The sequence below is a fragment of the Stenotrophomonas sp. 22692 genome (genome assembly GCF_052045015.1).
Classification (GTDB): domain Bacteria; phylum Pseudomonadota; class Gammaproteobacteria; order Xanthomonadales; family Xanthomonadaceae; genus Stenotrophomonas; species Stenotrophomonas geniculata.
In genome coordinates this window covers 14954-36432 of record NZ_JBQEMR010000031.1, presented here as the reverse complement: position 1 = coordinate 36432, position 21479 = coordinate 14954, and the positions used below count along the sequence as shown (strand labels likewise).

At 67.5% G+C, this 21479-nt stretch carries 22 protein-coding genes; 8 read left to right on the top strand and 14 right to left on the bottom strand.

The annotated features are described in order from the left end of the window. Window positions 1-120: 120 nt before the first annotated feature. The 3 genes from ACTJJM_RS16805 (at window position 121) to ACTJJM_RS16795 (ending at window position 2331) form a co-directional block, all read left to right on the top strand. Window positions 121-1296: a thiolase family protein gene (locus ACTJJM_RS16805; protein ID WP_010482849.1), complete on the top strand. Its 1176-nt coding sequence runs from the start codon at window positions 121-123 to the stop codon at window positions 1294-1296. A 124-nt stretch (window positions 1297-1420) separates the two neighbouring features. Then, a complete protein-coding gene (locus tag ACTJJM_RS16800; RefSeq protein ID WP_004153024.1) occupies window positions 1421-1762 on the top strand; it encodes a hypothetical protein in 342 nt (113 codons plus the stop codon). 158 nt (window positions 1763-1920) lie between these two features. Further along, window positions 1921-2331: a hypothetical protein gene (locus ACTJJM_RS16795; RefSeq protein ID WP_241874377.1), complete on the top strand. Its 411-nt coding sequence runs from the start codon at window positions 1921-1923 to the stop codon at window positions 2329-2331. A 281-nt stretch (window positions 2332-2612) separates the two neighbouring features. On the opposite strand, the gene ACTJJM_RS16790 is transcribed toward ACTJJM_RS16795, so the two are convergent. After that, complete coding sequence (locus ACTJJM_RS16790) at window positions 2613-4250, bottom strand: acyl-CoA dehydrogenase family protein (RefSeq protein ID WP_414610406.1); 1638 nt, start codon at window positions 4248-4250, stop codon at window positions 2613-2615. Between the two features lie 113 nt (window positions 4251-4363). On the opposite strand from ACTJJM_RS16790, the gene ACTJJM_RS16785 reads away from it, so the two are divergent. From ACTJJM_RS16785 to pdeM, 4 genes are read left to right on the top strand one after another with little or no spacing between them, the layout of a single operon-like run. Then, on the top strand, window positions 4364-5362 hold the full coding sequence (locus ACTJJM_RS16785) for a ligase-associated DNA damage response exonuclease (RefSeq protein ID WP_043402344.1): 999 nt from the start codon (window positions 4364-4366) through the stop codon (window positions 5360-5362). Then, entirely contained in the window at window positions 5359-6966 is a 1608-nt protein-coding gene (locus tag ACTJJM_RS16780; RefSeq protein ID WP_440865828.1) for an ATP-dependent DNA ligase, read from the top strand. The genes ACTJJM_RS16785 and ACTJJM_RS16780 overlap by 4 nt, the downstream gene beginning before the upstream one ends. Further along, entirely contained in the window at window positions 6963-9422 is a 2460-nt protein-coding gene (locus ACTJJM_RS16775) for a ligase-associated DNA damage response DEXH box helicase (protein ID WP_043402349.1), read from the top strand. The genes ACTJJM_RS16780 and ACTJJM_RS16775 overlap by 4 nt, the downstream gene beginning before the upstream one ends. Continuing rightward, window positions 9412-10053 carry a ligase-associated DNA damage response endonuclease PdeM gene (gene pdeM / locus ACTJJM_RS16770; RefSeq protein WP_010482837.1) on the top strand — a complete coding sequence of 214 codons (642 nt, stop codon included), beginning with the start codon at window positions 9412-9414 and terminating at the stop codon, window positions 10051-10053. Before ACTJJM_RS16775 ends, pdeM begins: the two co-directional genes overlap by 11 nt. A 1-nt stretch (window position 10054) precedes the next feature. On the opposite strand, the gene ACTJJM_RS16765 is transcribed toward pdeM, so the two are convergent. The 9 genes from ACTJJM_RS16765 to rlmD all read right to left on the bottom strand — a co-directional run bounded on the left by ACTJJM_RS16765 (window position 10055) and on the right by rlmD (window position 17389). Beyond that, window positions 10055-10324, bottom strand: coding sequence for a hypothetical protein (locus ACTJJM_RS16765; protein WP_019336695.1), 270 nt, complete (start codon window positions 10322-10324; stop codon window positions 10055-10057). A 181-nt stretch (window positions 10325-10505) separates the two neighbouring features. Beyond that, window positions 10506-11774 carry an FAD-dependent oxidoreductase gene (locus ACTJJM_RS16760; RefSeq protein ID WP_010482834.1) on the bottom strand — a complete coding sequence of 423 codons (1269 nt, stop codon included), beginning with the start codon at window positions 11772-11774 and terminating at the stop codon, window positions 10506-10508. Between the two features lie 103 nt (window positions 11775-11877). Continuing rightward, a complete protein-coding gene (locus ACTJJM_RS16755) occupies window positions 11878-12084 on the bottom strand; it encodes a cold-shock protein (RefSeq protein WP_005410590.1) in 207 nt (68 codons plus the stop codon). An 88-nt stretch (window positions 12085-12172) separates the two neighbouring features. Continuing rightward, window positions 12173-12919 (bottom strand): S-methyl-5'-thioinosine phosphorylase, encoded by a 747-nt coding sequence (locus ACTJJM_RS16750; protein WP_010482830.1) that lies wholly within the window; start codon window positions 12917-12919, stop codon window positions 12173-12175. A gap of 82 nt (window positions 12920-13001) precedes the next feature. Beyond that, window positions 13002-13556 carry a hypoxanthine-guanine phosphoribosyltransferase gene (locus ACTJJM_RS16745; protein WP_005410592.1) on the bottom strand — a complete coding sequence of 185 codons (555 nt, stop codon included), beginning with the start codon at window positions 13554-13556 and terminating at the stop codon, window positions 13002-13004. Further along, a complete protein-coding gene (nagZ, locus tag ACTJJM_RS16740; protein WP_010482829.1) occupies window positions 13556-14563 on the bottom strand; it encodes a beta-N-acetylhexosaminidase in 1008 nt (335 codons plus the stop codon). The genes ACTJJM_RS16745 and nagZ overlap by 1 nt, the downstream gene beginning before the upstream one ends. Window positions 14564-14727: 164 nt before the next feature. Next, on the bottom strand, window positions 14728-15423 hold the full coding sequence (locus tag ACTJJM_RS16735) for a DsbA family oxidoreductase (RefSeq protein WP_010482828.1): 696 nt from the start codon (window positions 15421-15423) through the stop codon (window positions 14728-14730). Between the two features lie 112 nt (window positions 15424-15535). Then, a complete protein-coding gene (locus ACTJJM_RS16730; protein ID WP_010482827.1) occupies window positions 15536-16021 on the bottom strand; it encodes a CYTH domain-containing protein in 486 nt (161 codons plus the stop codon). A gap of 33 nt (window positions 16022-16054) precedes the next feature. Continuing rightward, the gene (rlmD, locus tag ACTJJM_RS16725) at window positions 16055-17389 is read right to left on the bottom strand and encodes a 23S rRNA (uracil(1939)-C(5))-methyltransferase RlmD (protein WP_010482826.1); all 1335 of its coding nucleotides are present in this window, start codon (window positions 17387-17389) and stop codon (window positions 16055-16057) included. A 127-nt stretch (window positions 17390-17516) separates the two neighbouring features. Here rlmD and ACTJJM_RS16720 point away from each other — a divergent pair, with 127 nt between their 5' ends. Beyond that, entirely contained in the window at window positions 17517-18245 is a 729-nt protein-coding gene (locus tag ACTJJM_RS16720) for a response regulator (protein WP_010482825.1), read from the top strand. A 530-nt stretch (window positions 18246-18775) separates the two neighbouring features. On the opposite strand, the gene recO is transcribed toward ACTJJM_RS16720, so the two are convergent. From recO to ACTJJM_RS16700, 4 genes are read right to left on the bottom strand one after another with little or no spacing between them, the layout of a single operon-like run. Then, complete coding sequence (gene recO, locus ACTJJM_RS16715; protein ID WP_049411152.1) at window positions 18776-19495, bottom strand: DNA repair protein RecO; 720 nt, start codon at window positions 19493-19495, stop codon at window positions 18776-18778. 18 nt (window positions 19496-19513) lie between these two features. Continuing rightward, a complete protein-coding gene (gene era / locus ACTJJM_RS16710; protein ID WP_010482823.1) occupies window positions 19514-20410 on the bottom strand; it encodes a GTPase Era in 897 nt (298 codons plus the stop codon). Further along, on the bottom strand, window positions 20407-21087 hold the full coding sequence (gene rnc / locus ACTJJM_RS16705) for a ribonuclease III (RefSeq protein ID WP_440865827.1): 681 nt from the start codon (window positions 21085-21087) through the stop codon (window positions 20407-20409). Before rnc ends, era begins: the two co-directional genes overlap by 4 nt. Then, window positions 21077-21460: a DUF4845 domain-containing protein gene (locus tag ACTJJM_RS16700; protein WP_049411159.1), complete on the bottom strand. Its 384-nt coding sequence runs from the start codon at window positions 21458-21460 to the stop codon at window positions 21077-21079. The genes rnc and ACTJJM_RS16700 overlap by 11 nt, the downstream gene beginning before the upstream one ends. Window positions 21461-21479: the final 19 nt, after the last annotated feature.

The following is a 21479-nucleotide window of genomic DNA, read 5'->3' as shown; positions in this document are numbered from 1 at the left end:
CGGCCCTCCCCGACCCTCTATACTTGGGCCGACCCCCACGCAGTCTGCCGGGAAACCGGGGCGCTTCCAACGGCCCACGGTCTCCTTTCCGAACATTGCTTACGCATCAACGAGATTGCCATGTCCAACATCGTCATCGCCGCCGCCAAGCGCACCGCCATCGGCTCCTTCCTCGGCCAGTTCAACGGCGTGCCGACCCCGACCCTCGGCGCGGCCGCCATCGCCGCCGCCCTGGAACAGTCGGGCATCCCGGCCAGCGACGTTTCCGAAGTCCTCATGGGCTGCGTGCTGCCGGCCAATCTGGGCCAGGCGCCGGCCCGCCAGGCGGCGATCGCTGCCGGCATCCCGCTGTCAACCGGTGCCACCACGCTGAACAAGGTGTGCGGCTCGGGCATGAAGACCATCATGCTCGGCCATGACCTGATCAAGGCCGGTTCGGCCAGCATCGTGGTCGCCGGCGGCATGGAATCGATGTCCAACGCGCCGCACATGCTGCCCAACTCGCGCACCGGCAACCGCTTCGGCAACTTCCAGGCGGTCGATCACATGGCCCACGATGGCCTGGTCAACGCATACGACGGCAAGGCGATGGGTGAATTCGCCGAATGCGCCGTGGACAAGTACCAGTTCAGCCGCGAAGAGCAGGACGCCTACGCCATCGAATCGGTCAAGCGCGCGCAGGCGGCCCAGGCCAACGGTGCGTTCGCCGATGAAATCGTCGCGGTGAAGGTCGCCACCCGCAAGGGCGAGGTCGAGGTCACCACCGACGAGCAGCCCGGCCGCTCGGACATCGCCAAGATCCCGACCCTGCGTCCGGCTTTCAAGAAGGACGGCAGCGTCACCGCCGCCAGTTCCTCCAGCATCTCCGACGGCGCCGCCGCTGTGGTCCTGCTGACCGAGGAAGACGCAGCCGCGCGTGGCATCACCCCGCTGGCCCGCATCGTCGGCCACGCCACCCACTCGCAGGAACCGGAGTGGTTCACCACCGCCCCGATCGGCGCGCTGCACAAGCTGCTGGACAAGACCGGCTGGTCGCTGGACCAGGTCGATCTGTTTGAAATCAACGAAGCCTTTGCCGTGGTGGCGATGGCGCCGATGCGCGAACTGGGCATCCCGCATGACAAGCTCAACGTGAATGGCGGTGCCTGCGCACTGGGCCATCCGATCGGCGCCTCCGGTGCACGCCTGGTGGTGACCTTGGTCAACGCCCTGCGCACGCGCGGTGGCAAGCGCGGCATTGCCACCCTGTGCATCGGCGGTGGCGAAGCAACGGCTATCGCCATCGAATTGATTTAAATGGATTTAACGATGATTTCGCAAAAATGAATGCGGGATCGCTTGACACCCAATCTTGGCTTGTCATCATGTTGTCGGCGCGCAGCATGCGCGTTGCCTAATTCTAACGACGAGGATTCACACAATGAGCATCAACAAGCTGCTGGTCGCGATGTCCCTGGCTCTGGCCCTGGCCGCCTGCTCGAAGCAGGAAGCTGCCCAGGACGCCGCTGCTTCGGCCAACGAAGCCGCCACCGAAGCCCAGGCTGCTGCCGACCAGGCCGCCGCTGCTGGCGCCCAGACCGCCGACGCTGCCCAGCAGGCCGCTGACACCGCCGCCACCGCTGCTGACGCTTCGGTTGACGCTGCTGCCCAGGCTGGCGCTGCTGCCACCGACGCCGCTGCCGGCGCCGCTGCTGACGCTGCCAAGGCTGCTGAAGGCACCGCTGAGAAGGCCAAGGACGCTGCTGAAGAAGCCAAGAAGTAATAACTTCTTTCTTCACGCTGTTCTGGAAAAGCCGCTGGTTCGCCAGCGGCTTTTTCTTTTGTCGAAATGCGCGCGACTGAGCCGCTGCATCGCGACCCCGTCTTCACAACGGCATGAATAGGCTGGCGTCCCCATCCATTGCAGTACCGGAGACCGCCATGAAGATTCGTCCGATCACTACCAGCCTGCTGGCCGCCTCCCTGCTGCTGGCCCTGGCCGCCTGCAAGGGCCCGGAAGCCGAACAGGCCAAGCAGGACGCACAGCAGGCGGCCGACAGCGCAGGCGCTGCCGCCCGTGACGCCGTGGACAAGGCCGCCGAAGCCACCCGCAACGCCGCCGACAAGACCGCTGCCGCGTCCGAGCAGGCCGCCGCCGATACCCAGCAGGCGCTGGACAAGGCTGCAGACGCCACCGCGAACGCGGCCGACAAGGCCAAGGACGCCGCAACCGACGCCGCCGCACACGCCAGCGACGCGACCGCCAACGCCGCGCAGAAGGTTGCCGACAAGGCACGTGATGTCGCCAATGACGCCAAGGCCAACGCCGCCAAGGAAGAAGCCAAGCACTGAGGTGTATCGGCAGCCGAGCATCGGCTCGGCGCTACTGGAAAAGCCGCGGCACTGCCGCGGCTTTTCTGCTTTTCGCTCTCCGCTCTTTCTGTTGATTCCTTGGTGGACCGCACGGAAACCGTCCAAGGCCGCGCGGGTAGGTTGCGCAGGGGCGTAAGCGCCATGGATGGCGCGCCCGGGCCTACAAGGACGTATTCACGGCGCCCCCTGCGCGACCTAGCCGCGCGGCCCATCCATCAGTATCAGCGCCCACCACGAGGGGCACCGCCGTTGGCCATTCCCTACGGCAGCGCGCGCGCCAGCATCGCCGTCAGCTCCAGCCCCGCCGGCAGCGTCCCAAACGCCAGCCCATGCTCCCTTTCCAGCCGGCTGCGCACGAACGCCTCCGCCATCGGGCTGCGCGCACGCAGCAGCAGCGCCGCCTGCAGCAGCAGCGCGGTACGCTCGCAGAACAGCCGCGCCTGCGCTTCCTCCGGTGGCGGCGCCGCTGCCCAACGCTGCAATGCCGCTGCATAGCGCGCATCACGATCAGCCACCGACGCCAGCTCACCGCGCAACGCCGCCATCGCCTCCGGCTCACGCGCCAGCGCGCGCAGCACATCCAGGCACTGGATGTTGCCGCTGCCCTCCCAGATCGAATTCAACGGTGCCTGCCGGTACAGGCGCGGCAGCATCGACTCCTCTACGTAGCCGGCACCGCCCAGGCATTCCTGCGCCTCATTGACGAAAGCCGGTGCGCGCTTGCACAGCCAGTACTTGCCCAGTGCCGTCCCCAACCGCGCCATCGCCGCTTCATTGGCATCCACACCGGCACGATCCACCGCGCGTGCGATGCGCATCGCCAACACCGTGGCCGCTTCCGACTCCAGCGCCAGATCAGCCAGCACGTTGGTCATCAACGGGTGCTCGACCAGCAGCTTGCCGAAGGTGCGTCGATGGCGTGCGTGGTGCAGCGCCTGCGCCAGCGCCATGCGCATCTCTGCCGCCGCACCCAGCATGCAGTCCAGGCGGGTCATCATCACCATGCCGATGATGGTGGCCACGCCGCGCCCCTCTTCGCCCACGCGCCATGCCTGTGCGCCGCAGAACTCGACCTCGCTGGAGGCGTTGGCCCAGTCGCCAAGCTTGTCCTTCAGCCGCATCAACCGGAACGCATTGCGGTCACCATCGGCCAGCCGGCGCGGCATCAGCAGGCAGGTCAGTCCTCCCGGCGCCTGCGCCAGCACCAGGAAGCCATCGCACATCGGCGCGGAAAAGAACCACTTGTGGCCGACCAGGCGATAACGCTCGCCATCGATCGGTTCGGCGCGCGTGCTGTTGGCACGGACATCCGAGCCGCCCTGCTTCTCGGTCATGCCCATGCCCAGGGTGATGCCGGCCTTGTCCGCCACCGGCACGTCGCGCGGGTCATAGACCGGTGCAGCGGCCTTGCGCGCCCACTCGGCCAGATGCGGCTGCGAATGCAGCACCGCCACCGCCGCATGGGTCATGGTCAACGGGCAGCTGGTGCCCGCCTCGGCCTGGTGATGCAGGTAGCTCAACACCGCACGTGCCACGTGTGCGCCAGGCTGCGGCTCATGCCAGGACAATCCTGCGACGCCGTGCGATTTGGCCGCGTCCATCAACCGGTGATAGGCCGGATGGAACTCCACCGTGTCGATGCGATGGCCCTGTGCATCATGCGTGCGTAGCCGCGGACGATCACGGTTGGCATCGAAGCCGAGCCGGTACAGTTCATCACCGGCAAGTGCACCATAGACACCCAGCCGCGGCGCGAAGCTGGCGGCGCCTTCGCGCTGCACGGCTTCCATCAGCGCCACGTCGTCGGTCCACAACTGTCGCCCTGCTAACGGCGGCGGCTGGTTCAGCACCACATGGGTTTCATACGGCGCGTTGCTGCTGAAGCTGGGTCCACTCATCCGGTCCATCCTGGCGGCAAGAGGTCTGCGGCCCGATTGTGCCGCATCGCCTGCCAAGCCCGTGTTCAGGCCGGTTCTCACCCTCTGCACGAGACGCAGGCCACAGTGACCGCATGGCAGGCAACGACGATCTGGTGGTGCTGCGCCCGGAGGGGCTGTACTGCGCCGCCGGCGATTTTCATATCGACCCGTGGCGACCGGTAGCGCGCGCGGTCATCACCCATGGCCACGGCGACCATGCCCGTCCGGGCATGGGCGAGTACCACTGCAGCGAAGGCAGCCTGCCGATCCTGCGCTGGCGCCTAGGTGACGTGCCGGTGCAGGCGCACGTCGAGGGCGTGCCGTTCCGCCTGGGGAAGGTGCAGGTATCGCTGCACCCTGCCGGCCATGTCCTCGGCTCTTCGCAGGTACGCATCGACGACGGCCGGCAGGTCTGGGTGGCCTCGGGCGACTACAAGCGCCAGCCCGACCCGACCTGCGCGCCGTTCGAAGTGGTGCCCTGCGATACCTTCATCACCGAAGCCACGTTCGCCCTGCCCATCTACCGCTGGCCGGACACGCCGGCGGTGGCGGCGGAAATCGTGGCGTGGCGCCGCGAATGCGAACAACGTGGCGAAGCGGCGATCCTGCTGTGCTATGCATTGGGCAAGGCGCAACGGGTGCTGGCCGAACTGCGGCCACTGGACGATCGCCCGGCCTGGCTGCATGGCGCCATCGCCAATGGTGTGGCGGTCTACCGGCAGGCCGGCGTACCGATGCTGGAGACGCTCACCGTGGCCGAACAGGGCCGCCAGCCGGATGCCGCCGGCCAGCTGATCCTCGCGCCGCCGTCAGCTGCGGGCACGCCCTGGATGCGTCGCTTCGGCCGCCACCAGCTGGGCTTCGCATCCGGCTGGATGCAGCTGCGCGGCAATCGGCGGCGTCGCAATGTCGATCGCGGTTTTGTCATTTCCGATCACGCCGACTGGCCAGCACTGCTGCAGACCATCGAACAGACGGGCGCCCAGCGGGTGATCGCCACCCATGGCAATACCGATGCGTTGATTCCGTTCCTGCGCGAGCGCGGCGTGGCTGCCGAAGCCTTCCGTACCGATTTCGGGAGCGAAGAATGAAGGCATTCGCTGCGCTCTACCAGCGCCTGGATCGCAGCACCGCCACGCTGGACAAGCGTGCGGCGCTGGTCGACTACTTCCGCCAGGCGCGTGCGCATGACGCGGCATGGGCACTGTACCTGCTCAGCGGCGGCAAGGTGGGCGGCGCACGCCGGAAGATCGCCGCCAGCAGCGAACTGCGCGCGTGGGTGAGCGAGGAATCGGGCCTGCCGCCCTGGTTGGTGGAGGACAGCTATGCGCAGGTGGGGGACCTGGCCGAAACGCTGACCCTGCTGCTGGATGATCCATCCCGGCCAGCTGTCGACCGCCCCTTGGCCGAATGGATCGAACAACATCTGCTGGCGGTGGCCAATCAAGCCGAAGCAGTGCGCCGTGCGGCGGTCGTCGCAGGCTGGCAGCAGCTGTGCAGCAGCGAACGCCTGGTGTTCAACAAGCTGCTGACCGGTGCCCTGCGCGTAGGTGTTTCGCAGCGGCTGGTACAGCAGGCGCTGGCCGAATGGTCCGGCCTGGACATCGCACGCATCGCCCAGCGCATGCTTGGTGAGTGGGTGCCCTCGCCCGGGCTGCTGGCTCAGCTGCTGTCGCCGGATGAGCTTCCGCTGGACCGTCAGCAGCCCTACCCGTTCTTCCTCGCATCGCCACTGGAAGGTGAACCTGCCGAACGGCTCGGCCCGATCGATGACTGGCTGCTGGAATGGAAATGGGATGGCATTCGCCTGCAGCTGCTTCGCCGGCGTGGCGAGGTCGCATTGTGGTCGCGTGGCGAAGAGCGGCTGGATGGCCGCTTCCCCGAAATCGAGCAGGCCGCGATGGCGCTTCCCGATGGCTGCGTGCTGGACGGCGAGCTGCTGGCCTGGGACGAAAACGCCAACCTGCCGCGTGCCTTCACCGCGCTGCAGACCCGCATCCAGCGCCGCAAACCCGGTGCGGCCACCCTGCGCAACACGCCAGTGCGCGTGCTCGCCTATGACCTGCTGGAAGTCGATGGCGCGGACCTGCGTGAGCTGCCGTTGCAGGAACGGCGTACGCGGCTCACTGAGGTCATCGGTGCGCTGGACGATGTGCGGATCCAGCTGTCGCCCGACGTTGACGCCGACGATTGGCAACGGGCAGCAGCGATGCGCGACGTGGCACGCGAACGCGGCGTGGAAGGTCTGATGCTGAAACGGCGTGTCTCGCCCTACCAGACCGGGCGACGACGCGGCGACTGGTGGAAATGGAAGGTCGATCCACTCACGATCGACGCGGTGCTGCTGTACGCCCAGGCCGGCCATGGGCGGCGCAGCACGCTGTACACCGACTACACCTTCGGCGTCTGGGACGGAGACACGCTGGTGCCGGTGGCCAAGGCGTATTCGGGCCTGGACGACAAGGAGATCCTCGCGCTCGACCGCTGGATCCGCGCCAACACCCGCGAGCGCTTCGGTCCAGTGCGCAGCGTGCGCGCCGAACAGGTGTTCGAACTGGGTTTCGAAACGGTCAACCGCAGCAGCCGGCACAAATCCGGTATCGCCGTGCGCTTTCCGCGCATCCTGCGCTGGCGCCACGACAAGCCTGCCAGCGAGGCCGATCAGCTGGCTACGCTGCAGGCGCTGGCGCGATGAACCGCAGCCAGGCGCTGCGCAGGCTGGAAGACTGGTTCGCGGCACGCGGCTGGCGCTCACTGCCATTCCAGCGCGCAATGTGGCGCCACTACCTGGCCGGCGAATCCGGGTTGCTGCATACGCCCACGGGCAGCGGCAAGACGCTGGCGATGTTCGGTGGGCCGTTGCTGCAGGCGCTGATCGATCCACCGCCACCGCCCCGCAGGGCCAGCGCGGTGCGCCCACTGCAGGTGCTGTGGGTGACGCCTTTGCGCGCGTTGGCCAGTGATACCGCCCGCGCCCTTCAGGCCGTCGTCGACGGCCTGGGACTGGGATGGCGTGTCGGCCTGCGCAGCGGTGACGCCAGCAACCGCGAGCGGCGCCAGGCCCGCGAAGGCCGCATCGACGTGCTGGTGACCACGCCCGAATCGCTAGCGCTGCTGCTGAGCTATCCCGATACCGTGGCACGCATGCGCCAGCTGCGCTGCGTGGTGGTGGACGAGTGGCATGAACTGCTGGGCAACAAGCGGGGAGTGCTGCTGCAACTGAACCTGGCGCTGCTGCGCGACATCGCCCCCGCGTTGCAGCTGTGGGGACTCTCGGCCACGCTGGGCAATCTGCAGGAGGCACGCGACGTGCTGCTGCCCGGGCAGCCCGACGCGCCCATCGTGCAGGGCGTGCGCCCGCGCGCAGTCGGCGTGCGCAGCCTGCTGCCCGACCCCGGCGAACGTTTCCCCTGGGCCGGGCATCTTGGCTTGGCGCAACTGCCACGCGTGCTGGACGCGTTGATGCAGGCACGCAGCAGCCTGCTGTTCACCAATACGCGTGCGCAGGCGGAACTATGGCATCAGGCGCTGGCCGCGGTCTGGCCCGAAGACCAGGGCACGCTTGCGCTGCACCACGGCTCACTGGATCCGGCGCTGCGCCAGCAGGTGGAGGACGGCCTGCGCGCGGGCGTGCTGCGCTGCGTGGTGGCCACCTCCAGCCTCGACCTCGGCGTGGACTTCCCCGAGGTTGAGCAGGTACTGCAGCTGGGCAGCCCGAAGGGTGTGGCCCGCCTGCGCCAACGCGCCGGACGTGCGCGCCACCGCCCGGGTGCCAGCGGCTCCATCCTGTGCGTGCCCAGCCATGCGCTGGAACTGGCCGAGTACGCCGCCGTGCGCCGTGCATTGGCCGCCGGCGTGGTCGAAGCACGCAGGCCGCCGACGCTGTCGCTGGATGTGCTGGCCCAGCATGCGGTCAGCCGCGCGCTGGCCGGTGGCTTCGACAGCGATGCGCTACTGGCGCAGGTGCGGCGCACCCACGCCTTCGCATCGCTCGGCGACGGCCAATGGCAGGCGGTACTGACCTTCATCGTGCAGGGCGGCCAGGCGCTGGCCCAGTACCCTGATTTCCACAAGGTCGTGCGCGATGACGACGGCTGCTACCGCATGCACGATCGCCGCCAAGCACTGCGTCATCGGCTGTCGATCGGCACCATCAGCAGCGATGGCAGCGTGCGCGTGCAGTTTCTGCGTGGGGGTGGCCTGGGCGCGGTGGAGGAACAGTTCGCCAGCCGCCTGCGCCGTGGTGATCGCTTCCAGTTCGCCGGGCGCCTGCTGGAACTGGTGCAGCTGCGCGACATGACCGCCTTCGTGCGGCTGGCACGAGGGCGCGGTGATGGTGTGGTGCCACGCTGGCAGGGAGGCCAGTTGCCGCTGTCGATGCCGCTCGGCCGTGAGCTGGAGTGGGTACTGTCCGGCGCCGACGACAGTGCCGAATCACGCTGGTTGTCACCGTTGCTGGCACTGCAGCAGCAGTTGTCGGCGCTTCCCGGCCCGGAACATCTGCTGGTGGAAGAGGTGCGGCGCCGCGAAGGCCAGTTCCTGTTCGTCTACCCCTTTGCCGGCCGCCACGTGCACGAGGCGCTGGCCGCCCTGCTGGCACTGCGCTGTACCCGCTGGCAGCGCAACAGCATCGGCTATGCGGTGAACGATCATGGCCTGGTGCTGGCACCGGCGCAGGCGATCGATCTGGATGCGGCGCAATGGCGCGCATTGTTCACCCCCGATCAGCTGCTGGACGATCTGCGCGCGGCAGTGAACCTGGGCGAGCTGGCGCGGCGCCAGTTCCGTGGCATCGCACGCGTAGCCGGCCTGCTGGTGCCCAGCCTGCCCGGCGGCATGCCGCGGTCGCTGCGCCAGCTGCAGGCCTCGGCGGGCCTGCTCTACGACGTACTGCGCGAGCATGACCCCGGCCACCTGCTGTTGGCATTGGCCGAACGCGAAGTGCTGCACGACAGCCTGGACCTCCCAGGGCTGCAGCAGGTACTGGCAAGGATCGGCATGCAGGTCTTCTCGGTGCAGCACCCGGCATCACTCACACCGCTGGGCTTTCCACTGTGGGCCGAACGCCTGCGCGGGCAGTTCAGCAACGAAGACTGGCGCACCCGTGTGCAACGCGCGGCCCAGCAGCTGGAGCGCCGCCATGGCCGATGAACTGCCGCTGCTGCGCGCCGGCGAATCGCTGATTCTGCTTGGCGCGCGTGCACTGTACTGGCCTGCGCGGCAGGCGCTGTTGATCGCCGACCTGCACCTGGGCAAAGCCGATGTATTCCGTCGTGCCGGCATCGCGTTGCCCAGCGGCGGCACCGGCGAAGACCTGCAACGCCTGCAGGGGCTGCTGGACAGGCATGCCTGCCGCGAGCTGTGGATCCTGGGCGACATCCTGCATGGGCCGGCGCATCGCGCTGCCTGGTACCAGCAATGGCTGGGATGGCGTGAACGCAATGCCGCACTGGACGTGCATGTTCTGCGCGGCAATCACGACCGCCAGCTGCCGCATGCGCAGTTGCAGGTCCAGATCCACGATGAAGTACGGCTGGGGCCGTTCCTGCTTCGGCATGAGCCGATGCCCGATGCAGAGCTGCATGTGATCGCCGGGCATCTGCATCCGCAGGTTGCCTTGCCGCCCCTGCGGCGGCGCTTCGCCGCGTTCTGGCTGCGCGACCGGACGACAATCCTGCCCGCCTTCTCCGCGTTTACCGCCGGAATCGTCCCTGCCCCCGTCCCTGGCGAGCAGATGATCGTCTGCGTGCAGGGCGGCCTGGTGGAACTGCCGGAAGCTTGAATCAGGCCGGACGAATGCCCAGCTGCGGCATCAACCGGAAATCAGGCGTGTCATCTTCACGTCGTCGCGGCAACGCCTGGATCGCCGCCAGCATCTCCTGCGCGCAGGTGCGGATGCGTGCGTGGTGCTCCGCTGATGCATGACTGATCAGGCTGCCGACATGGAACTCGAACACGTCCTCCAGTACGTCGGGCTGGTCCTCGTGCAGCATCTGCAGCAATCCGCGCAGCTTGCAGATTTCCGATTCCAGCTCCTCGACCGCGAACAACATGGCGTCCTCCTCTTCAACAACAGGCGGCACGTCCGGGCCGCAACAGGCCGCAACGGCAGCGCCGCCCCGGGCCACGCGCGATGTTGATCACGGAAAGGAAAACGGGCGACGCGCAATCGCGTGCAACCTACTTCTCGCATATCCGCGGTGAGGCAACCGTTAATTCACGTGACGACGCGCTTCACGCATTGGCCGTGATCGCGTTGATGCGAGGTGTCTCCGCTGCGGTGGCCAATGCGTCGACGAAAGCCCGATCCAGTGCGAGCGCACCGAACCAGCCGTGCTGGGTGCCACTGAGCACGCGCAGCATGTGGCCACGGCCACCGGGCAGGCGACCCATCGGGCCCAGCAGCACATCACGCGCCTTGGCCCAGGCGTCGCGGTCGGACTGGAACAGCGGCGTCAGCCAACGACTCCAGCGCTGGTACACCGCAACGTGCGCCCTGCGTTGCGCCTGGTACGCCTGCAACGCTTCGGCACCACCGCCATGCGTGCGAACGGCATCGCGCAATGCCAACGCATCGAGCAGCGCCATGTTCACCCCCTGCCCCAGCTGCGGGCTCATCGCGTGCGCGGCATCACCGGCCAGCACCATGCGGCCCTGGTGCCAGCGCGTCATCACCGCATCACGGTAGACCGCGCGCGCCATCTGGCCGGCATCGCGCAGATGGGCGAAGCGCGCACTGGCCTGCGGCCACAGTGCATGCAGTTCATCCAGCCAGGGGGCCATGCCGTCGGCCTGCCAGCGCTCGAAGTCGGCGCGTGGCAGGCTCCAGAAGAAGCTCAGGCGCGGCGTGTCATCACCGGGGCGCGTACCGACCGGCAGCAGCCCGATCATCTTGCGCGCGGCCACGTAGCGCTGGCGCAGCTCCCGCACGTGCGGCCAGTCTTCGGCCGGCAGCAGGCACCACAGCGCCCCCCACGGATACACGCGGTCCAGCCCGGCACCGCCGGCGATCGTGCCGCGCAGCGTCGAGGCGGCGCCATCGGCGGCCACCACCAGATCGAACGGACCGTGCATGCGACCGTCTCTGTCGCGCAGGCGGCCCTGCTCGGCATCCACCGCCGCGATGCTGACGCCCGCATGCAACTGGCCTGCACCCGCGCGCGCTTCATCCAGCAGCGAGAACAAGGCCCCGCGCTGCATGCCCAGGCCGTGCAGGCGCGCATCCAGTCCGTCGTAACGCATGTCCATCACCGCGCGCTCGCACGGCGTGTCGCCATACAGGCGGTGCACCGGCGCGGCATGTGCGCGCACGGAATCAAGCAGGCCCATCTGCCACAGTACCTGCAGGCCGCTGGGCTGCAGCAGGAAGCCGGCGCCAACCGGTCCCGGCGTGGGCACGCGTTCGAAGATCTCCACCTCGTGGCCGTCACGGGTGAGCAGGATGGACACTGCCTGTCCAGCGGTGCCGTAGCCGATCACGGCGATGCGCAGTCGTTCCTTCATGGGCGCATTGTGCCCGAGGTGGGTGGATCGCGAACGGGCCGCAGGCATGCCGCGCAAAAAAAAACCCCGCCGGAGCGGGGTTTTCAACGCACTGTCGAGTGGATCACTCGGCCGGCGTGATGTTCGAAGCCTGGGCACCCTTCGGGCCCTGGGTCACGTCATAGGTGACACGCTGGCCTTCCTGCAGGCTGCGGAAGCCCTTGGAGTTGATGGCGGAGAAGTGCGCGAACACGTCGGCGCTGCCATCCTCCGGCGAGATGAAGCCAAATCCCTTGGCGTCGTTGAACCACTTGACGGTACCGTTCGGCATGGTGATGCGAGACCTTATGCAATGAATGGGTGGTGTACGCTGAACCCGCGCACAAGCTGAGTATGCAAAGCTTGCTCGGGGAAGACAATCACCCCCGTGCCAATTCGCCCACCAGTTCCGGAAGTCCGTTGCCGGCCGCCTGCACGTTGGCCAGCACTTCGGCCATCGTAATCTCCTCGCCATCACCACACCCGGCAGCCCAGTTGGCGATGATCGCCAGGCAGGCGTAATCCAGCCCCAGCTCGCGTGCCAGCGCGGCTTCCGGCATGCCGGTCATGCCCACCAGGTCGCAGCCGTCGCGGCGCATACGGGCGATTTCAGCGATGGTTTCCAGGCGCGGGCCCTGCGTTGCGCCGTAGCAGCCACCGTCATGGACCGTGACACCGGTCACTTTGGCCGCGGCCAGGATCTTGCTGCGCAGCATCGGCGTGTACGGGTGGCCGAAATCGACGTGGACCACGTCGGTGCCTTCTTCTTCACAGATCGTGCTGATGCGGCCCCAGGTGTAGTCGATGATCTGGTCCGGGCAAGCCAGCACGCGCGGACCAAAGTGTTCGGTGATGCCCCCCACCGTGTTCAACGCCAGCACGCGCTGCGCGCCCAGTTGCTGCAGCGCGGCCAGGTTGGCGCGATAGTTGATCTTGTGCGGCGGCAGCGAATGGCCTTCGCCATGCCGCGCCAGGAACGCCACGCGATGGCCGAGCAGCGTACCGACGCGCACCGGGCCCGATGGGCGGCCGAAGCGGGTGTCGACCTCGTGGGTCTGCACATCGTCAAGCTTGGCCAGATTGTAGACACCGGTACCGCCGATCACGGCCAGGGCGATCTGTTGCATTCGAAGCACTCCATGAAAAGACGAACGCCGGCACCCGAGGATGCCGGCGGCAGAAGAAGACGCGCCGCGGGCGGCTGCGCCGTTATTCCTTCATCGCGTAGATGGCCGGCACGCAGCGCAGGGTTTCATTGACGTCCATGCCGAAGCCGAACACGTAGCGGTCCGGCAGTTCGATGCCGGCGTAGTCGGCGGTCACGTCCGGCAGCGCGCGGTCGTGCTTCTTCACCGTCATCGCGGCGATGCGCACGTCGGTCGCGCCCTGTTCCAGGCACCAGGTGCGCACGCCCTGCAGGGTGTAGCCCTCGTCCAGGATATCGTCAACCAGCAGCACGCGGCGGCCGAACAGCGAAGTGGCCGGCTTGTGCTTCCAGACCAGGTCGCCGCCGGTGGTTTCACCGCGGTAACGGGTAGCGTGCAGGTAATCGAACTGCACGTCCTGGCCGCGCGCGCCCAGTTCCAGTGCCAGCTGGCCGGCGAACGGCAGCGCACCGTGCATGATGGACAGGAACAGCGGCACCTCGCCCTTGTAATCGCGCGCGATGGCGTCGGCGATACCAGCGATGGCCTTGTCGATGGTGGGGCGGTCGACCAGCAGGTCAGCCTGGGCCAGGGCCTGGGAAATGGTGAGGTTGGGCATCAGACGGTTCTTCCAAGGGTTTCAAGCAGACGGGATTGGGTGTCGCCATGGCGGGCATCGGCCAGCAGGCCATCCCAGCCAAGCGCGCCACGGCCGATCAGGCCCAGCAGCGCAGCAGTGTTGAGGGAGCGTCCCTGCACCGCGTGCAGGGCTTCATCGACCAGTTCCGGGTGGCAGACCAGCACCACGTCGCAGCCGGCATCCAGATGCGCGTGCACGCGCGCGGGCACACCCCCGGCGCTGTGCGAGGCGGCCATGCCGATGTCATCGGAGAACACCACGCCGCGGAAGCCGAGCTCGCCGCGCAGGATGTCCTGGATCCAGCGCGGCGAGTAGCCGGCCGGTTCCGGCGCAATCTGCGGGTAGATCACGTGCGCCATCATCACCGCGTCGGCACCGGCGGCGATGCCGGCCTGGAACGGCACCAGGTCCTGCGCGCGCAGCTCGTCCAGCGCGCGCGGGTCGATCGCGGTATCCACGTGGGTGTCTTCCAGCACGGTGCCGTGGCCGGGGAAATGCTTGAGCGTGGCGGCCATGCCGACCGAATGCATGCCGCGCACGTAGGCGGCGGTGAACGCGGCCACCACCTGCGGGTCTTCACTGAAGGCGCGGTTGCCGATGGCACGGTTGCCACGGCCAAGGTCGACCACCGGCGCGAAGCTCAGGTCCACACCGCTGGCCCGTACCTCGCTGGCCATCAGCCAGGCGTGCCGTTCGGCCAATGCCAAGGCCTGCTGCGGGTCGGTGGCATACAGCGCACCAATGTCCTGCAGTGGCGGCAGATCGCTGTAACCCTCGCGGAAACGCTGCACGCGGCCGCCTTCCTGGTCCACGCAGATCAGCTGCGGGCGTGGGGCAGCGGCGCGGATGGCCGCGCTCAGATCGGTCACCTGCTGGCGCGAGGCGAAGTTGCGCTTGAACAGCACCACCCCGGCCACGGCATCGTGCTGCAGCCAGTCACGTTCCTGGGCGGTCAGTTCGGTACCGGCAACGCCGATCAGCAGCATGGTCGATCTCCACAACGCGCGCCCGCATGGCGCAGTGCCGCATTGTCGCAGAACCGGCCGACAGGCGCAGTGGTCAGAAAAAGGGGACGGAGGGGATCAAGGCGCAATCGACCCAGGTGGACTGGATACCTCTTGATCCCCTCCGTCCCCTTTTGGGGGGCAGGTCAGACCTTGCAGCCGTCCGGGCCGCAGGCCTCGTCGCCGTCAGCCGACGCTGCCGGAGCGCCCTGTTCGGCCGCGATCTGGCGCAGGGCGTTGGCGAAGGCCTCCGGCGGCTGTGCCCCGGAAATGGCCCACTTCCCATCGATGACGAAGGTCGGCACCGAAGAAACGCCCAATGCGTGGGCCTGCGCCAGCTTGGCTTCGACCTCGGCCAAGCCGCGGTCGGAGGCCAGCATCTGCGCGATTTCGCCGGCGTCGAGGCCGCCCGCCACGCCGGCCTTGATCAGCACCGAGGGGTCGGCCAGGTTCTGGCCATGCTCGAAGTGGGCGCGGAACAGAGCCTCGCCGACCGCATCCTGCACGCCGTGCTCGCCGGCCAGCCACAGCACCCGGTGCGCCGGCAGCGTGGTCACCCGCACCTGGCCCTGGCTGAAGTCCATCGGCAGGCCCTCGGCACGCGCGGTGGTCTGGGTCTGGCCGAGGATCTGCTCGGTACGCTCGACGCCCCCGAACTTGCGCACGTAGGCCTCGCGCAGCGGCACCGGGGTGGCGTCCGCATCCGGATCCAGCTGGAACGGCTGCCAGTGGATATCGAGTTCAGGCGCGTTCGCGCCCAGCAACTGCACGCCCTGCTGGAAACGATGCTTGCCGATCCAGCACCAGGGGCAGACCACGTCGGAGTAGATATCGATTCTCATCCCCACGACATGGGGCCCGCCTCCCTCGTTAAAAGGGGACGGAGGGGACTAAGTCGGTTCCCGCACAGGTGGGGTAAAGATGACTTAATCCCCTCCGTCCCCTTTTTGGGGTTCACCACTGTGAATAGGGGTGACTGGCCAGCGCGACGTTGTAGTAGCGCGCATCGTCGGTGACTTCGGCACCCACCCAATCCGGCAGGTCGATCGCCTGGTCGGCGCTGTCCAGCTCGACCTCGGCCACCACCAGGCCGGCGTTGTCGCCGAGGAACTCGTCCACCTCCCAGGTCAGGCCGGCGTGCTCGACCAGATGACGGTGCTTGTCGATCAGGCCACCCACGCACAGCGCCAGCAGTGCGCGTGCATCGTCCACCGGGATCGGGTAATCGAACTCCTGGCGGGTATGGCCGATGGTGCGCGACTTCAGGTTCAACGCGGCGTGGTCGCCTTCGATGCGCACCCGCACCGAGGCGTTCTGGGTGCCGCGGTCAAGCGCCCCCATGTCGTTGATGTAGCCCTGCGCCATCGGGATCACCCGGTGCGCGGCGGCGCGCCAGCCATCGCTGCTGACGAGGAATTTGCGTTCGATTTCGATGCCCATCGCACCATTATGCGCGATGGGCATGACAGCCGATCAGCGCTTCTCGAACACCGCGATGCTTTCCACGTGCGCGGTGTGCGGGAACATGTCCATGGCACCGGCGCTGACCAGGGTGAAGCCCTGTTCGTTGACCAGATAGCCGGCATCGCGGGCCAGCGAGCCCGGGTGGCAGCTGACGTAGACGATGCGCTTGAACTGCTTCAGCGGCAGCTGCTGCAGCACTTCGATCGCGCCCGAGCGCGGCGGGTCCAGCAGCAGCTTGTCGAAGCCCTGGCGCATCCACGGGGTGCTGCGCTGGTCCTGGGTCAGGTCGGCACTGAAGAACTGGGCGTTGGCCAGGCCATTGCGCTCGGCGTTCTCACGCGCACGCGCGACCAGGCCGGCATCGCCTTCCACGCCGACCACTTCGCGCACGCGGCGCGCCAGCGGCAGGGTGAAATTGCCCAGGCCGCAGAACAGGTCCAGCACGCGCTCGTCCTCACCCGGTTCCAGCAGGTCCAGGGCGTGGGCGATCATCTTCTCGTTGAGCTTGGCATTGACCTGGATGAAGTCCAGCGGGCGGAACGCCAGTTCCACGTCCCACGGCGCCAGCCGGAACGACAGCGGCACGCCCTGCCCGTCCAGCGGCTGCACCGTGTCCACGCCGCCGGACTGCAGGTAGATCACGAAGCCATGCTGCTGGCCGAAGGCGGCCCAGGCCGCACGATCGGCATCGCTGAGCGGCTGCAGGTGGCGCACGGTCAGGACCACGGCCTGGTCACCGGCGATGAACTCGATCTGCGGAATATCGCGCTTGCCGTCGAGCGATTCGATGAAAGTGGACAGCGCCTCGACCTTGGTGCCGATTTCCGGGATCACGGTCAGGCACTGGCTGAGGTCGGCGACGAAACGCGGGTCCTGTTCACGGAAGCCGACCAGGGTCTTGTCCTTCTTCTCGACCCGGCGCACCGAGAAGCGGCCCTTGCGCCGGTAGCCCCAGCTCTCGCCGACCAGTGGCGCCAGCACGGTTCCCGGCTTCACGTGGCCGATGCGCTCCAGGTTGTCCATCAGCACGCGCTGCTTGGCCACGATCTGCTGGTCTTCGTCCAGGTGCTGCAGCACGCAGCCGGCACAGGTGCCGAAGTGCGGGCACTTCGGGGTGACGCGCTGCGGCGAGGCCTTCAGCACTTCCACCGTGCGCGCTTCGTCGAAATGGCGGCTGCGGGCGGTCTGTTCGGCCATGACCACCTCACCCGGCAGTGCGCCGCTGACGAAGGTGACCTTGCCGCCCTCACCCTCACGGCGGGCGACGCCGCGACCATCATGGCTGAGGTCGAGGATCTCGGTCTGGAACGGGGTACGGTCGATGCGGGAGCGGGATCGGGCCACGTGGCAACAGGCTGCGGGCAAAAATGGGGGCGTATTGTCGCAGATCCTGACCGGCAGGGCCCGGACCCGCTTGCGCCCGCCGCCGCCGTGCTTGATGATTGCAACAGCTGACATGGAGGCAGCCCTGATGCAGATGACCCCGCGGGCCAGCCGGCCCCGCTTCCTGCTTGTCGAGGACGACATCATCAGCCGCGGTTTTTTCAAGGCGGCGTTGGAAACGTTACCGGCGGACGTGGACACCGCAGATTCACTGGCCAGTGCGCTGGCGAGCGCCGAACCCGGCGCGCATGACCTGTGGCTGATCGACGTCAACCTGCCGGACGGCAACGGCGCGCAGCTGCTGCGCGAACTGCGCCGTTCACACCCCGATACCCCCGCGTTGGCGCATACCGCCGATGGCGACACCTCCATCCATGCCCGCCTGCGTGAAGCTGGCTTCAGCGACACGCTGGTCAAGCCGCTGGGCCGCGACCAGTTGCTGAAAGCCGTGCGCCGCGCGCTGGTGAACAGCCCAGCGGGGATCTTCGTTGCCCCGGCCCCGGCAGCGGTCGAGCTGCAGGTGCAGGACTGGGACGAGACCGCGGCACTGGCCGCGCTCAATGGCCAGCGCAACCACCTGATCGCCCTGCGCGAGCTGTTCCTGGCCGAGTTGCCGGGGGTACGCGACGCGGTCGAGCAGGCCGTGGACCAGCACGACGAGCGCCAGCTGCGCAGCCAGCTGCACCGGTTGCAGGCCAGTTGTGGTTTTGTCGGGGCGGCACGGCTGGGACGCGCGGTGCGGCAGCTGCATCATGCGCCGGAGTCCGGGCAGGCCCAGGACGGGTTCCGCGCGGCGGTGGCGGCCCTGCTGCATTGAGGGTGTTCGGCAGGGCTTGCAGCCCTGCACCTGCTTCAAGCCAGAGCAACAGCCGAAGCAACGGCAACAGCGGGCATCCCGTGGAATGGCGGGGCACTGTGGGTATGCGGGGACGGCGCAAGTACGTCCATGTAGCCTTGGTCGCGCCATCCATGGCGCTCACACCCCGCAAACCCACAGTGCCCCGCCTTCGACAGTTGACCGGTGGCCAGTAGATCCACGCCATGCGTGGATGAATCTCTGTCAGATATCGAAATTCAAACTGGGGTCAGATCCGTTTTCCTTCGGAAAACGGATCTGACCCCGTCGGCATGTCCAACAGCTCGCAAGAATCTGTCGAAGGCGGGGTGGGTCCGGTTGAGGGAGTGTCCGCGGCATGGATGCCGCGGCCAAGCCCCCAAGGACGGGTTTACGGCGTCTCCCGCAACCGGACCCACCGCGCCTACCCACGGATAACCAGCTTTTGCTTTTGACGTTGCCGTTGCCGTTGATTCGGCAGGTGCAGGGCTGCAAGCCCTGCCGAACATCCCCTACCTGCGGGGCACGAGCTGCTCGAGCATTTCCCAGGACTTCAGGCCGCGGGCGCCCAGGTGATGGGCCAGCACCCGCCGCATCGGCAGACGCAGGCTGGCCAGGTCGGCGGCATGGGGCTCTTCGTCGGCCGCCAACGCCAGCAGCGCCGAGCCAGTCGCCGCCGCCCGGCGTTCCCCACCGCGCTCGCTCAGCAGGCGCTGCGCGCCTTCCTGCGGGTCCAGTTCGTAGCGCGCGGCCGGGTCGATCGGCTGGCCGTCGCTCGCGCTGTCCAGATCGAAACCCAGGCCCAGCGCGGACAGCAGCTCGCGTTCGAAGCGACGCAGGGTCCAGGCCAGGCCGGCGCCCACGGCCAGCCGCGCACGCGCCTCGCCGTAGGCCAGGTACAACTCAGGCAGCGGGTCCTGGCGCGGGGCCAGGCGCAGGGTCAGTTCACTCAGGTAGAAGCCGGCCAGCATCGCCTGGCCGACCAGGCGTGGCGCGGCATCAAGCGCCTCGGCACCCCGCAACTGGGCCAGTTCGCCCCGCTGCTGGGCACTGAAGCGGATCCACTGCAGCGGCTGCAGAGCAGCGCGCAGCACCTGTCCCTTGGCGGTGGATACGCCACGCGCGAGCAGGCCGATCCGGCCATGCTGCGCACTCAACACTTCCACCAGCAGACTGGTCTCGCGGTAGGCCCGTGCGTGCAGCACGAAGCCAGTGTCGTCCTCGATCATCATCGAAGCGACCGCAACGGCTTACTCGTAACCGAAGGCCTTCAGTGCGGCCTCGTCGTCGGACCAGCCTTCACGCACGCGCACCCAGGTCTCCAGGAACACCTTGGCTCCGAACAGACGTTCCATCTGCAGGCGGGACTTGGCACCAATCTCCTTCAGCCGGGTGCCACCCTTGCCGATCACGATCGCCTTCTGGCCCTCGCGCTCGACCCAGATCACCGCGCCGATGCGCAGCAGGTTGCCATCTTCGGTGAAGCGCTCGATTTCCACGGTGGTCGCGTACGGCAGTTCCTCGCCGAGCTGGCGCATCAGCTGCTCACGCACCAGCTCGCCGGCCAGGAAACGCTGGCTGCGGTCGGTGATCTCGTCTTCGCCGAACATCGGCGGCGCTTCCGGCAACAGCGCCAGTACGTCACGTACCAGTGCTTCCAGACCGTTGCGCTTCTGCGCCGAGATCGGGTGCACGGACGAGAAGTCGCGGCCGGCCGTGACTTCCTGCAGGAACGGCAGCAGCGCGCCCTTGTCCTTCAGACGGTCGATCTTGTTGACCACCAGCACCACCGGGATACCGGCGTCGCGCAGAACATTGAAGGCCAGGCTGTCTTCTTCGTCCCAGCGACCGGCTTCGATCACCAGCAGGCCGGCATCGACGCCTTCCAGCGAGCCGCGCGCGGCGCGGTTCATCACCCGGTTCATCGCCCGCTTCTGCACCTTGTGCAGGCCGGGGGTGTCGACCAGCACCAACTGGCCTTCCGGATAGGTGGCGATGCCCAGCAGGCGATGGCGCGTGGTCTGCGGGCGGTTGGAAACGATGCTGACCTTGGCGCCGACCAGGGCATTGGTCAGGGTCGATTTGCCCACGTTCGGGCGGCCGATGACGGCCACGCTGCCGCAATGATGGGAAGTTTGTTCGCTCACTTGGAATCCAGTTGTTCTAGGACGGCTGCAGCCGCCTGTTGTTCGGCAAGCCGCCGCGAGGCGCCTTCGCCCTCGATGCTGGCGGCCGGGTCGGCTACGTTGCAGCGTACCCGGAAGTGCTTGGCGTGGTCGTCACCGGATTCTGACACCAGTTCATACTGCGGCAACGCCTTCTGTCGGGCCTGCAGCCATTCCTGCAGGCGGGTCTTGGGATCCTTCTCGGGCCGGCCGGAGGCCGGCAGTGCCTCGATCGAAGCACTGAACCAGGGCAGTACCACCGCCCGGCAGGCCTCGAAGCCGGCATCCAGGTAGATCGCGGCCACCACGGCTTCCACCGCGTCGGCCAGGATCGAGTCGCGGCGATGACCGCCGGACTTCATTTCGCCCGGACCCAGGGTCAGCCGCTCGCCCAGTTCCAGGGTGCGCCCGATCACCGCCAGCGCGCCTTCACGCACCAGCTCGGCACGGGCACGGGTCATCGCCCCTTCGTCAGCCTTGGGCCAGCGTCGGTACAACGCCTCGGCCGCCATCATGTTGACGATGCTGTCGCCGAGGAACTCCAGGCGCTCGTTGTGCGGCGCACCGGCACTGCGATGCGTCAGCGCCTGCTTGAGCAGGGCCAGGTCGCTGAAGGCATGACCAATCAGGTCGCCACGTTGGATGAATTTACTGGGCACCGCTTCGTGTCAGGTCCTGGGAAGAATCGAATTTGCCAACCACATCGAGGTTGCCGATCAGCTGACGGCGCACTTCGTAGTTGACCTTGAGGGTCCAGCCATTGTCGCGACGGTCGAACTTCACGTTGGCCGGCTTCACATTGTCCGAGTAGTTGATGTACAGGCGCTTGAAGAACAGGTCCTGGATGCGCGCCGGCTCCATGCTGCCCACGCCCGGCTCGTTGGCCAGGCTTTTCATCGCCGAGCGCACCGCGTAGTACTCCTGGTACATCGGGAACAGCTTCATGCCGATGTAGAGGAAGAAGCCAACCACGATCAGGACCGTCACGAACGAGGTCAGGGTCATGCCACGCTGCGTGTTCATCGTCTTCATTGCGTTCTCCCCAGATACG

Excerpts from the sequence above, each read along its gene's own strand:
- ACTJJM_RS16805 (WP_010482849.1), top strand. The coding sequence starts at position 121 with ATGTCCAACATCGTCATCGCCGCCGCCAAGCGCACCGCCATCGGCTCC.
- ACTJJM_RS16800 (WP_004153024.1), top strand. The coding sequence starts at position 1,421 with ATGAGCATCAACAAGCTGCTGGTCGCGATGTCCCTGGCTCTGGCCCTG.
- ACTJJM_RS16795 (WP_241874377.1), top strand. The coding sequence starts at position 1,921 with ATGAAGATTCGTCCGATCACTACCAGCCTGCTGGCCGCCTCCCTGCTG.
- ACTJJM_RS16790 (WP_414610406.1), bottom strand. The coding sequence starts at position 4,250 with ATGAGTGGACCCAGCTTCAGCAGCAACGCGCCGTATGAAACCCATGTG.
- ACTJJM_RS16785 (WP_043402344.1), top strand. The coding sequence starts at position 4,364 with ATGGCAGGCAACGACGATCTGGTGGTGCTGCGCCCGGAGGGGCTGTAC.
- ACTJJM_RS16780 (WP_440865828.1), top strand. The coding sequence starts at position 5,359 with ATGAAGGCATTCGCTGCGCTCTACCAGCGCCTGGATCGCAGCACCGCC.
- ACTJJM_RS16775 (WP_043402349.1), top strand. The coding sequence starts at position 6,963 with ATGAACCGCAGCCAGGCGCTGCGCAGGCTGGAAGACTGGTTCGCGGCA.
- pdeM (WP_010482837.1), top strand. The coding sequence starts at position 9,412 with ATGGCCGATGAACTGCCGCTGCTGCGCGCCGGCGAATCGCTGATTCTG.
- ACTJJM_RS16765 (WP_019336695.1), bottom strand. The coding sequence starts at position 10,324 with ATGTTGTTCGCGGTCGAGGAGCTGGAATCGGAAATCTGCAAGCTGCGC.
- ACTJJM_RS16760 (WP_010482834.1), bottom strand. The coding sequence starts at position 11,774 with ATGAAGGAACGACTGCGCATCGCCGTGATCGGCTACGGCACCGCTGGA.
- ACTJJM_RS16755 (WP_005410590.1), bottom strand. The coding sequence starts at position 12,084 with ATGCCGAACGGTACCGTCAAGTGGTTCAACGACGCCAAGGGATTTGGC.
- ACTJJM_RS16750 (WP_010482830.1), bottom strand. The coding sequence starts at position 12,919 with ATGCAACAGATCGCCCTGGCCGTGATCGGCGGTACCGGTGTCTACAAT.
- ACTJJM_RS16745 (WP_005410592.1), bottom strand. The coding sequence starts at position 13,556 with ATGCCCAACCTCACCATTTCCCAGGCCCTGGCCCAGGCTGACCTGCTG.
- nagZ (WP_010482829.1), bottom strand. The coding sequence starts at position 14,563 with ATGCTGCTGATCGGCGTTGCCGGTACCGAACTGACCGCCCAGGAACGT.
- ACTJJM_RS16735 (WP_010482828.1), bottom strand. The coding sequence starts at position 15,423 with ATGAGAATCGATATCTACTCCGACGTGGTCTGCCCCTGGTGCTGGATC.
- ACTJJM_RS16730 (WP_010482827.1), bottom strand. The coding sequence starts at position 16,021 with ATGGGCATCGAAATCGAACGCAAATTCCTCGTCAGCAGCGATGGCTGG.
- ACTJJM_RS16720 (WP_010482825.1), top strand. The coding sequence starts at position 17,517 with ATGCAGATGACCCCGCGGGCCAGCCGGCCCCGCTTCCTGCTTGTCGAG.
- recO (WP_049411152.1), bottom strand. The coding sequence starts at position 19,495 with ATGATGATCGAGGACGACACTGGCTTCGTGCTGCACGCACGGGCCTAC.
- ACTJJM_RS16700 (WP_049411159.1), bottom strand. The coding sequence starts at position 21,460 with ATGAAGACGATGAACACGCAGCGTGGCATGACCCTGACCTCGTTCGTG.